Here is an 11,825-nt window from a genome sequence, read left to right as displayed (position 1 = left end):
CCTCCGCCCTAGTTATATTGCCGGAACACTGGCTTGATAGGATCACCGATCAACAGGCCCTGTGTGCCGTTCTCGAGCGCCTGCGCGTAGATTCCGAAGGCCTTCTGTGCCGCCTGCATCGTCCGGTCAAGGTCCGCCTGGTTATGTGCGTAGCTCGGCGCGATCCATGGCATCAACACCCCGCCGCGTATCATCTCCTGTGAAAAAAGCGTGCGCAGCCTGAGATCTGCCTGACCTTGTGCGTCAAGCGTCAGGTAGTTCATGGAAATTGCATTGCCTTGAATCTGGAATGAATGGTCGACACCAGCCTCGCGCGCGAGCGCTTCAAGCCCTTCGATAAGCTCGCGACCGAAACTCCATAAATGCTCAACAACCGGCAACTCCTCATAGATGCTGACAGTTTCCATAAACGCGGCGAGACTCGACATTTCGCCGCCATGAGTCGTCGAGATCAGGAAAGTGCGTTCCTGGCCGGGACGGTTGATGCCACCAACCTCCATGACCTCACGCCGGCCGACCAGCGCGGCCATGGCAAAACCGTTGGCCATGCCTTTACCGAAGGTTGTCAGGTCCGGGCTAACGCCGAACAAATACTGCGCGCCCTTGAGATGCCAGCGAAATCCAGTGATCATTTCGTCGAGAATGAACAATGCGCCGTCGCGTCGGCACAACGCCTGTACCTGTAGCAGAAAATTGTCTGCGTGGCCCGGGCAACGTTGGCAGTCAGGAGGCGCCATGCGATTGGCCGAAGCACATTCCGGACAAGGACCGACCGTAGTGGCTGGTTCAAGCATCACTCCGGCGATGTTTCCCGGATGCGCATCAAACAACGCCTGCAGACTTGCGATATTGTTGTAGTCGAAGAGCAGCGTGGTCTGATGATGAATCGGCGGAATGCCGCGCTTGAGCTGGGTCGCTCCGATAAACCAGTCGTCAAACGAAAAAAATGGATGCTGGCGCGGTACACAGATGTACTGCCTGCCCGTGTAGGCCCGAGCCACCTTTGCGGCAGCCGTCGTGACATTCGAGCCGTTTTTGGCGAACTTCACCATGTCCGCGCCATCAATTAACGCAACCAGGCGCTCAGCCGCTTCCAGTTCCAGCACAGAAGCGCGGGTCAGGTTGACACCAAGCGACATACCTCCCATGGCCGCGCGATTCACCCTATCGTCGGCATAGCCGAGCGTAACCGCGCGCAAGCCCATCCCATAGTCCAGAAATGTCCGTCCATCGGCGGCCTTGACGTAAGCCCCCTTGCCGCTGATCAATATCTCCGGTGCGTTCGCTGGATACTGGTCGTCCCCACGCGAATAGGTATGAGCGCCGCCAGGGATGACTCGATGCAAGCGCTCGCGGAATGACATGCTCATGGTTCGAAAGCCTTTCTATTCAACGGTCAGGTTATGACACCGTTTTCGATGGTTTCAAGCAATTCCAACACACGAATATCCGCCGCGAGGTTGTGCGAAAACACTGATTCGCCTCGCACCGCAGCAAGAAAACTGCCCACTTCATCAAGATACATTGCTTCGCCGATGTTCCGGTTGTACCCGACTTGAGCGGCCATCTTTGGCTGATGCAGCTCGAGCACGCGCCCGGCGTCTGCTTCATACACGCGCACCCGAGCTTCGTCCCAGTCCCAGTAAAGTGACGCACGTTCGAAATTCAAGGTAAGCCTGCGCACCGCTTGGCGAGCCACAACGTCAACTACCATGGTTCCGACAAATCCGCCGAAGCTCAGCAACGAGGCGTAAGTGTCGTCGATAGGCGCACCTACGTCGGTGGTCCTCATCCGAAGGCCCTGTACCGCTAGCGGCCAACCAAACACCTCGACCATCCAGGTCAACTCGAACGGCACAATTTCCCGCGCACCGCCGGTCAGCGGCTGAGAAACATAATAATCGCTGACTTTTTCCCAAGGATGCCAATCTGGCAGATACTGCCCGCAGTGATAGGAGAAATTGCAAACCTTGCCATAACGCTGGGATTTCACGATGGCGGCTATGTCGCGAATCGCCGGATGAAATCGAAGCGTGCAGGACGGCGCGATCAATACCTTATGACGGTAAGCTCGTTCAAGCAGCTCCGGCAATGGATCGCGAATTACACTGGCTTCCACGAAACAAGGGCGATAAGCGTCGATGGCCCATGCCATCGCCGTATGATGCTGATCCGGTGGTGTGCAGATCAATATCACGTCGAATGCCTGCAGATCGGTCGACTGCAAGGTCTCGACAGTCTTGATTCCGTACTGTGCGGCAGCCGCTGCACGACGCTCCGGGGCCCTATCGAAGCCGCAGATCGATGTCACCGCATGATGTTGCAGACAACGAATACGTCGTTTACCCATCGATCCGAGGCCAATCACCAATGCCTTCATGGCAACTCTCCCTTGAAATGTTGGATGATGGCTTCGACACATGCAAAGTCGAATTCATCATCGATCTCATAGTTTTGCCATCGCTGAATTTTGTAGCCCATCACGTTGCGCGGATAAAAAGTCATATCGCGGCGAAGCACCGCAGTCTTAATCGCATAAGCCACGCCATATGGAAAATAGGCGACAGACCCAGCAACGTCGGCGGCAGGCGGCACAGCGTCGCCCCACTTCGAGAGATAGCCGTCAGCACCGACGACTTTCATGACATCGGGTTTCTCGAGTTGAACCTCGCCGACCGAAACCACAGCGTCGGCCACATCCCAGTGACGCGCTAACAGTGCAGCCACTGCGTCGATGTCACCACTCGCGCGCAATGGCGAAGTCGGTTCAAGCAGGATTACGGCATCAAATTCATGCCCATGGCCATGCCAATAATCGAGCGCGTGCAACACCGCATCCACCGAACTGCAATCGTCACCCGCAAGCTCGGCAGGTCGCAGGAAGGGCACCTCGGCACCAAAACGAGACGCGACATCAGCGATGGATGACGAGTCCGTAGACACCATAACCTTGTCGAGCGAATGCGCCGCACGCGCGGCGTCGATGCTCCACGCCAATACAGGTTTGCCCTGCAGCATCCGAATGTTTTTCCCGGGCAACCGCTTGCTCCCACCCCGCGCCAGGATAATACCGAGCAGAGACAACTTATCCGGCATGCCCATGACCGTGTCCTTTCACAAGCTGCAAAATATGCATCGCCACGGCGGTCGCCGCTTCCGGTACTTCGCGTGCAGCCGACAACTCACGACAGCGGTGGTCCAAACCCTCGTCAAGTCGTTGTTGGAGCATGGCAATGTCGGACGCACCGTCAGCCAGGCCGAGGGCCTGGTAATCAAGGCCTGTGCTTTTGACAAAAGGCGAAAAGGTGATATTGATCAAACGTTTCCCGGCAAAATAAGCCTGCGCCCCGACGGTGCTTCCCTGAACGATGACCTGGTCCGCCGCCAACAACACAGGCAGTAGCGGTTCGATTTGGGGTTGACTCCAATGTAGCCGCGGAACTCCCTGCGGCACCGGAAAGCGGTGCCATTCGTTGGGATGATAACGAATAACAAGCGCGACATCAGGACGAGATTCAAGCCAAGACACCAGACAATCCTGCACCAGCCGCCCCAGACCGGTACCGGCGAACTCGTGCGGCAAAGCGTCTGGAGCCTCCAGGTGGCCTGCCCACAACACGATATTTTTTTTCTCCCAGCCCATCGACCGGCGAAATGTCTCGCCAGCTTGCCGCGCCGCCGACGTGCCTAAGACATCGAATGCCGGATTCCCGGTCACGAATACCCGGTCCGCATTAAACCCCGCGTTCACCAAATTGGCCTTAACCCCTTCGTTCAGCACAGTCAGCCGGTCGGCGTAAATCTTCCGTCGCAAAAACGGATCGCTCGCCAGTGCGAACAGATCAAGCATTGACAAAGTGGGAATGCCAAGCTCAACAGCAACAGCAACAGCAGCCTGCTCACTGCGCGGTGAATTAGTCGTAACGACTACGTCTGGACGAACCCTACCGAGTACTCGCTCGAAAAATCGCAATGGCATAAATCCCTGGCGTCCTTGACTGTGCCAGCGCGCCCAAGCACCCTCCTCGCCCAACTCATCAACGAGTTCAGCAAAATTGAGACCAAGGTAAGCCAGAGACTCAGATGTATCTATCGATGGGTGAGATTGGCCTCGCATCATTTGATGACCATAGGCCTTGATCCGCTCCCACTCTGCAGGATCGCAAAAATCACGGTAACCAAGCGCCATCTCGCCAGCATCGTGGGCAACTGCGAAAGCAGTGGTCAGCGCCATAAGCCGAAGTTCAATAGCTGGCGAAAGCTGGCGTAACGCTCGCATTACGGGCAGGCACATTTCGATATGCCCGCCACCATAACTGACAAAGAGCACTCTCATCGATGAACACGCATGGGACGAACGGTTTTTCTAGCGTGCGAATTTGGCCAGCTTGGAAACCTTTGGCTTGACCGAACACACGGCATGACGCAATGCAGTCCGTCAATAAAAATCAACGTATCGCCGGAACTCAGCCGGCGCGATATGGAGCAACAATTCGTCGCACTCAAGGTGCTTAAGCCGTGTGAACTCGTCGACAAAGGCTTGACCAAGCCCGGCACACAATGCTTCATCAGATTCCAACGCATCAAGTGCATTTGGCAGCGAAGCCGGCAACCGCTGAATCCCGCGTGCATCCAGCTCATCCGATCTCAGTTGGTAAAGATTTTCGTTGCACGGCATCCCAGGATCAAGCTTACGCTTGATGCCGTCCAGACCCGCATAAATGATGGCAGCGGTCAGGAGATAAGGATTTGATGAGGCGTCAGGAACGCGCAACTCAAGCCGCCCCCCCGGAATACGGACAAACGCGGTCCGGTTGTTATTACCCCAGGCAATATTGACCGGCGCCCAGGTAGCACCAGAGCGCGAGCCGCGCGAGACCAGTCGCTTGTAGGAGTTGACGCATGGAGCGGCGATCGCGGTCAACCCCGGGGCATGAGCCATCAGCCCGCCAAGGAAATGATAGGCCAAGGGACTCAAATTCATGCCGCCCGGATCAGCCTTATCTTCAAAAGCGTTGTCACCAAATTTTTTGCCCGCCGACATGTGCATATGCAGACCGCTGCCCGAGCGTTCGGCAAACGGTTTCGGCATGAACGAACACAGCATGCCGTGTTTTTTCGCGATCGCCGTCGCTGCCATTTTGAAGTAGGTCAGGTTGTCTGCTGTGCGCAGACCATCTGCATAGGTGAAGTTCATCTCAAATTGACCGTTTGCGTCTTCATGGTCAATCTGATACACGTCGATATTCGCCCCCTCGAGTGCGGCGCGCAACTCCATGAGAAATTCAGACACCGACGACAGGTGCCGGAAGTCGTAACAAGGCTTGTCGAGCGACTCCGAGCCGGTGGCAACCTCGTATCCACCAGCAGCAGTTGCTTTGAGCAGAAAAAACTCGGGTTCGAGGCCGGAGAAAAATTCAAGGCCCGTGGCCTCGCGAAAGGCGGCAATCGCCTTCTTGGCGATGACGCGTGAATCAAGCGCATGTGGTTTACCATCGACATGTCCATCGCAGCTCACGCTGGCCGTCGACGGCATCCAGGGCACGGGACGCACGCTGTCGCGGTCACCGACGGCCATGAACTCCTGGCCATGTGGACCCATTCCCATACCGGCAATCGCAAAGCCCGCGAAGCCCGCCCCCGCCCCAAAAATCATTTCCTTGTGCTTGCCAGGCACCAACTTTGCCTTGGGCCGGCCATGAATATCGACAAACTGCGCGAGGTAGTAATCAAAATCTGCCATGTCCGGCCTTCCGTCTTTAATTATGCGTTTTCGGGAAAAAATTCCTGCAACCAGAGCTTCGTCATCAACAGAGTACGTAGCTGTTTCGTATGGTTATGCAAACCACTGCGGTGCTCCTCCAGCATCACCAGCAGCTCATTGCGGTCGAAGCGGCCGCCATCAGGCAGGTTCAGCACTTCGCGTGCCCAGGTATAAAGCGGCCCTTTGATCCACTCGCCAATCGGCAGGGTCGGCATGGTCTTGGGACGGAAGACGAAATCGTGGTCGAAATAGCTCGCCGCGGCCTGCTTGAGAAAATGCTTGCCGATGCCATCGCGGAACTTTGAAGTCACTGGTAGGCGTGCAAACATTTCGCTGACCCGGTGGTCGAGAAAAGGTGCACGGCCCTCGATTGACCAGCAGGCTCCCATACGGTCACCCTTGACCGAATTATTGCCCGGCATGAGTGAGTTGAGTTCATAGGCTGCAACCTGCTCTGCCGGCTCAAGGTCGCCGAATGGCTCGATGATTTCCATAAACCTGTCCAGGGCGCCCTGGGTGTGCGGGAAAAAAGCCGGGCTCATCATCCGCTGACGGTCTTTTTCGGTGCTGTAGCTGATCAGGTCGAAGTAGCTGCGCATCGGAAAATTGGTGCGTGTCATTTCCGAGAAAAACTGTTCGTTGTGACGGAAGCCGAGCATCACCTCGTCAGGTCCATCACCCGTGAACATCACGATTTTTCCCTGCTTGTGTGCCTCACGCGAGAGCAGGAAGAATAAAAAAAATGAAAAATCACCGTGTGGCTGTTCCGCGTGCCGCACCACAGTTTGTGCAATCTCAGGAATGTCGGCTGGCTTGATATCAAGCGGCTTCAGATTGATATCGAGCTCCGATGCCACACGCTCAGCATAGGAGTACTCCGAAAACCCCTTGTCCTCGATGCGTAAGCCGATTGCATCGAGTTGCGGCCGGTTCCATTGCGGCACCAGCCGATTGGCGATCACCGACGAGTCGACACCGCCAGAAAGAAACAGGCCACCGTCGACGTCAAACCTCATTTGCAGCTTGATTGCCTCGTTAAGTGCCTGCTCAAGCTGTTCCTGAGACGCTTCAACACGCGGACCATCGAGGGGCCAGCTCCAGTAGCGCACCGGTTCGGAGAATTTTCCCGCTCCATAGCGCATAAAAGTGCCGGGCGGCAGATGGCGAATGCCCTCAAAGCAAGTCTCCGGCGGAGGGCAATAGTTGAAGGTAAAGACATTGCCAAGCGCGGATTCATTGACTTTGCGTTTAAATTTCGGCAGCGCAAGGATGGCCTTTATTTCACTGGCGAAAGCCAGGCCGCCTTGATAAGGGGCATAAAAGCACGGCTTGATGCCCTGGCGGTCACGCGCAAGCATGCCGGTTTCCGTTCGTTGATCCCAGATAAAAAAAGCGAACATGCCGACCAGGTCGTCGAGCATTTTTTCGCCTTTTTCGCACCACAGATGCACCAGCACCTCGGTGTCGCAGCGCGACTTGAACTTGTAGCCCTTGGCCTTGAGCTGTTCGCGCAACTCAATGAAATTGAAGATTTCGCCGTTGAAAACAACCCAGACCTTGCCGTCGGTACTCGACATGGGCTGCATGCCGTTTTCGGGATCCACCACTGCAAGTCGTGCGTGACCCAGCACCGCCTGCCCAAGGTCCTCCACCCCCTGCTCATCGACCCCACGGTACTTGATGCAGTCGATCATCTTCCAGACATCATCTTTGGTCGTACCCGCAGCGTTGACCACGCCAGCTATTCCACACATGGCAAATCCTTAAGTCTTCAAATCAATTCGTGCAATTTTTCGGCTCAGCGGTGCACTTTCGACAAGCGCTTCATCGGTAGCATCCTCATCAAAGACCCGCTGGAAAATTTCCACCTGGTAGTCCAGGCTGGCCTTGGTCTCTGTTTCGGTTGGCTCGATCAACATCGCCGACTTGAGGTCACCCGGGAAATAAACGCAGCCCGCACCTACCAGCGTTGGCGGATGGATGCCGTAATCGATGAGCCGCTTGGCGAACTGGCGTGCCGATGTATTGAGCTTCTCGCCCGACAACAGGGTTTCATGCTTGCAGAACTGGTCGTAAACCGGCGGCAGCATTGGCGCCAGCCGGTGCTGCAGGTAATTGGCGTTCAGCACCGCATTTTCGGACGCCTGGCGCAAGCCGGCCCCACCCATAGTGCGCAAGTAGCCGTAAGCACGCAGCAACACACCAACATGGCCGTGGAAGCTTTTCATGCGACCGATGGAAAGCGGCCTGTCGTCGTCTCGTTGAGCCACGCCGTTCTTTCGAACTGCGACCGGGCTCGGCAGATAGGCAGCCAGCGCGGCCTTGACCGCGACCGGGCCGGCGCCCGGTCCACCGCCGCCATGCGGCGTCGAAAAAGTCTTGTGCACATTGACGTGAACTACGTCAAAACCCATGTCGCCGGGACGCACGATACCCATCAGTGCATTGAGATTGGCACCATCGTAATAGAGCAATGAACCGTTGGCATGAACCGCATCGGCAATCTCGACGATCTGGTCCTCAAACAGGCCCAGAGTTGAGGGATTGGTCAACATGAAAGCCGCGACATCGGAGGTCAACATCCCGCGCAGCGCGGCAAGATCGACCCGGCCCTTGAGGTCGGACGGCACGATACGGCAGTCAAAGCCCGCCATGGCCGCCGACGCCGGGTTGGTGCCATGTGCCGAGTCGGGTACCAGCACCACCGGGCGACGGGTATTCAGCCGTGCAAAATGTGCACGGATCACCAGCAGGCCTGCGAGTTCGCCATGGGCACCGGCAGCAGGTGCCAGGCAGCAGGCGTCCATCCCCGTAACCTCGCAAATCATGGCCTGCAGCCTCTCGTACATTTCCCAGACGCCGCCGAGCGTGTCGGTATCCTGCATCGGGTGGGCATTGGCAAAACCAGAAAGACGTGCGAGCTCGTCATTGCGCTTCGGGTTGTATTTCATCGTGCACGAGCCCAGCGGATAGGGCCCGTTGTCGACACCATGAGACTCCTGGCTCAGGCGAGTGAAATGCCTGACGACGTCAACCTCGCTGACTTCGGGCAGCCCAATGGCGGTACGGGCTCGTGCAAAAATCGGCAGCGCAGGCGTCTTCCCGGACAGGCGTCCGGCAAAGACATCGCTGGCCGCGCCAGAGCGGTGCAATTCGGTGATGGTCTGGGAGGCGGACGTAGCAGCCATCTCAGCACTCCTGCAGGCAAGCCCGCGCATGCGTGGCATAAGCCTCGATATCAGCGCGTGATTTGGTTTCAGTGACCGCGACCAGCAGGCCGTTCTTGTGGCCCGCCAACGCAGCCGCGATGGGCACACCCGCGAAAAATCCGAGCTTGCGCATGCGCGCACAAAAGGCCGTGGCGGCAACAGGCAATTCAATCGAAAATTCGTTGAAAAAAGCGCCGCTGCGCAGCGGCCTGACGCCGGGCAGCGCAACCAGCAGCTCGTGCAGCAGGGCTGCATTCGCCGCATTAGCCTCAGCGATTCGCATGAAATTTGCGTCACCCAGGCACGCCAGGTAGATTGCAACGCGAATCGCATTGAGCGCCTGGTTGGAACAAATGTGGCTGGTAGCCTTGTCGCGTGCCACGTGCTGCTCGCGGTCTTCCTTGACCAGCGCGTAACCAAGTTTTCCGTTGAGGTCGTGCACCCGGCCGACCAGCCGGCCCGGCAGGTACCGTTCAAGTGGTTTGCTGCAAGCAATGATGCCGACATAAGGCCCGCCTGCACTGAGCGGTAAACCAAGCGTTTGGCCTTCGCAGACAACAATGTCTGCCCCGAGCCTGCCAGGCGCTTCGATCCAGCCGCAAAGCAACGGGTTGACACACACCCCAAGCAGTGCCTGCCCTTGTTTGCAAATCGGCGAAAGTGCTGCGACATCCTCGACGACGCCAAGGGCATTGGGGCTTTGCAGCACGACACCGGCGATATCGCCGGACGCTAACAATGCGGCTATGGCCGCGACGTCGATCTGGCCAGTGCCAGCATCATGCCCTGCGCTATCGAGCCGAACACCACGCGGCTCCAGATAGGTAGTCAACACTTCGCGATATTCGGTCCAGAGGGCCTGAGCCACCAAAATACGGCGCTTACCGGTGGCTGAACACATCATCCAGCACGATTCGGCAAGCGCCGTCGCACCGTCATACACCGAGCAGTTGACGGACTGCTGGCCCAGCAAGCGGCCCACAAGCACCTGAAACTCAAACAGGGCCTGTAGCAGGCCCTGGCTCATTTCGGGTTGATAAGGCGTGTAGGCCGTAAGGAATTCGCCGCGGGAAACGATGGCGTCGACAACGGCCGGAATGTAATGTTCGTAGGCGCCGCTGCCGAGAAAATTTGAATGCGTGAATACTGTCTGGTTCAGCCCGGCCATCGCCGTGACATCACGCATTAGCTCCCATTCGCTAAGGGCAGGAGGAATGTCAAGCTCGCGCCGAAGGCGAACCTGCTGCGGCACATCGGCAAACAGCTGTTCCACCGAAAAAAGCCCTATTGCCTCAAGCATTGCCTGCCGGTCGGAGCCCGTGTGAACGTTGTAGCCGATCGGCTTTTGCTCCATGGGAGATTCAGCTTGTCTTTGATTCACGTTGTTTCAGCGGCCAGAGCGCTGCTTTGGGGAGTCGGCTGCAATAGCGGGATTATAGGGTCCGGCCCCTGCTGAAGCGGACAACCATGTCCCCTCAATTGGCATGTTTACCGCCGAGTTGGCGTACCGTTCCCCAGAGAATCCGGATATCGAGCCAGCATGAATTCTCCTGGACATATTGCTGGTCAAGGGCGCACTGTTGCTCAAACGAGATGTCCGAACGCCCGCTGATCTGCGCCAGGCCGGTGATTCCGGGCAACACGCTGCAGCGGCTTTCCCATTCGGCGGCTGTATACAGGGACCGCTCGGCCGGCACATGCGGCCTCGGGCCGACCAGGCTCATGTCACCTCGCAGCACATTGATCAATTGAGGCAGCTCGTCAATGCTGGTTCGCCGGATCCAGCGGCCCGCCCGTGTAATACGCGGATCGTTGTTCGCGGTGAAATGTGGTCCGAGCCCCGGGGCATTTCTGACCATGCTGCGAAATTTGTACATGTAAAATTCCCTGCCATTTTTTCCGATCCGCGTCTGACGAAAGAAAACCGGGAAACCGCTATCGAATCCGATCACAAGGGCTGCCAGCAGCAGCAATGGCGACAGCAGCAGTAGCGCCATAAACGACAGTGCCATGTCCATCAGGCGTTTCATGCGGGCCTTGCCGTCTGCGCGAGCTGGCCGATCAACGCGGCCACGCGTATGCGGTCGGCATCAATTTGTGCCGCGCTACGCTTCGCGAGTCCGGACTCGGCCTCGCGAAGCGCTTCCACCGCCGCCTCGAACGACTGTTCACCATCGGGCCGGTTGAAAGTCCGCGAAAGAATCACCGCCTGCGAACCCAGGCGCAAATGCTCACCCATAACATCGCGGCCGGGAAGTGAGCCCTCGTCTGCGCGGGCGATCCCGCCAAAGCCCATCGGTAAACCTCGCCGCCTTGCCGCTGCCGCTACGCGGTCAACATGGCCCTGGGCCAACGGCTCGAACATGAAGCGGCAGCCCATCGCCAAGTGCAGGTCATTCAGGCCGACGAAGACCTCTCCAAGCCCCGGCGTGTCCAGCCATTGCTCGAGTGATTCGAGCGCACCCACGGTTTCGAGCAGGGGCACTACCGGCACACGGCCATCGACGATTTCGCAGAAGCTCCGCAATTCCTGCGCGGTCGAAAACATCGGAAGCATCAGCAGGTCGGCCCCTTGCGCAAGCACAGCATCGACCTCCGCACGGGCTGCAGCTGGCTGATCGAGCCGGTATGGATTGACGCGGACCATGAGACGCGAGTGCCGTAAAACTGCCTTGACACGGCCCACATCGTCAATCTGGTGCGTACTGATGAAAGTGTTGCGCCCGGCCTGGCGCTCGGCCTTGCCATTGCGCTCAAGATCGACAAACAGCCGCATGGCCGGCATCCGGTCACAGCGTTTCGCCAGCTCTGGCTGGTTGGTAATGGTCAGTAAGTCAATCATGGGACGAAAG

Annotated in this window: 10 protein-coding genes; all 10 read right to left on the bottom strand. The window is 57.6% G+C overall.

The annotated features are described in order from the left end of the window. Positions 1–8: 8 nt before the first annotated feature. Positions 9–1,370 (bottom strand): glutamate-1-semialdehyde 2,1-aminomutase, encoded by a 1,362-nt coding sequence (locus AC1D13_RS00695; RefSeq protein ID WP_457279358.1) that lies wholly within the window; start codon positions 1,368–1,370, stop codon positions 9–11. A gap of 26 nt (positions 1,371–1,396) precedes the next feature. After that, the gene (locus AC1D13_RS00690; RefSeq protein WP_477688766.1) at positions 1,397–2,380 is read right to left on the bottom strand and encodes a Gfo/Idh/MocA family protein; all 984 of its coding nucleotides are present in this window, start codon (positions 2,378–2,380) and stop codon (positions 1,397–1,399) included. Next, positions 2,377–3,102, bottom strand: a complete 726-nt coding sequence (locus tag AC1D13_RS00685) for an acylneuraminate cytidylyltransferase family protein (RefSeq protein ID WP_477688765.1) — start codon at positions 3,100–3,102, stop codon at positions 2,377–2,379. Before AC1D13_RS00685 ends, AC1D13_RS00690 begins: the two co-directional genes overlap by 4 nt. Continuing rightward, complete coding sequence (locus AC1D13_RS00680; RefSeq protein WP_477688764.1) at positions 3,086–4,234, bottom strand: UDP-N-acetylglucosamine 2-epimerase; 1,149 nt, start codon at positions 4,232–4,234, stop codon at positions 3,086–3,088. Before AC1D13_RS00680 ends, AC1D13_RS00685 begins: the two co-directional genes overlap by 17 nt. 204 nt (positions 4,235–4,438) lie before the next feature. Continuing rightward, positions 4,439–5,743: a type III glutamate--ammonia ligase gene (gene glnT, locus AC1D13_RS00675; protein ID WP_457279362.1), complete on the bottom strand. Its 1,305-nt coding sequence runs from the start codon at positions 5,741–5,743 to the stop codon at positions 4,439–4,441. Between the two features lie 20 nt (positions 5,744–5,763). Continuing rightward, on the bottom strand, positions 5,764–7,518 hold the full coding sequence (asnB, locus tag AC1D13_RS00670) for an asparagine synthase (glutamine-hydrolyzing) (RefSeq protein WP_457279363.1): 1,755 nt from the start codon (positions 7,516–7,518) through the stop codon (positions 5,764–5,766). A gap of 9 nt (positions 7,519–7,527) precedes the next feature. Further along, a complete protein-coding gene (gene gcvPB, locus AC1D13_RS00665; protein ID WP_457279364.1) occupies positions 7,528–8,952 on the bottom strand; it encodes an aminomethyl-transferring glycine dehydrogenase subunit GcvPB in 1,425 nt (474 codons plus the stop codon). Between the two features lies 1 nt (position 8,953). Beyond that, the gene (gcvPA, locus tag AC1D13_RS00660) at positions 8,954–10,327 is read right to left on the bottom strand and encodes an aminomethyl-transferring glycine dehydrogenase subunit GcvPA (RefSeq protein ID WP_477688763.1); all 1,374 of its coding nucleotides are present in this window, start codon (positions 10,325–10,327) and stop codon (positions 8,954–8,956) included. A 121-nt stretch (positions 10,328–10,448) separates the two neighbouring features. Beyond that, positions 10,449–11,003 (bottom strand): sugar transferase, encoded by a 555-nt coding sequence (locus tag AC1D13_RS00655; RefSeq protein ID WP_477688762.1) that lies wholly within the window; start codon positions 11,001–11,003, stop codon positions 10,449–10,451. Continuing rightward, positions 11,000–11,815 (bottom strand): aldolase/citrate lyase family protein, encoded by an 816-nt coding sequence (locus AC1D13_RS00650; protein WP_457279367.1) that lies wholly within the window; start codon positions 11,813–11,815, stop codon positions 11,000–11,002. Before AC1D13_RS00650 ends, AC1D13_RS00655 begins: the two co-directional genes overlap by 4 nt. Positions 11,816–11,825: the final 10 nt, after the last annotated feature.

This window comes from Polaromonas sp. P1_E12, from assembly GCF_056405975.1.
This window is presented reverse-complemented; position numbering and strand designations above follow the sequence as displayed.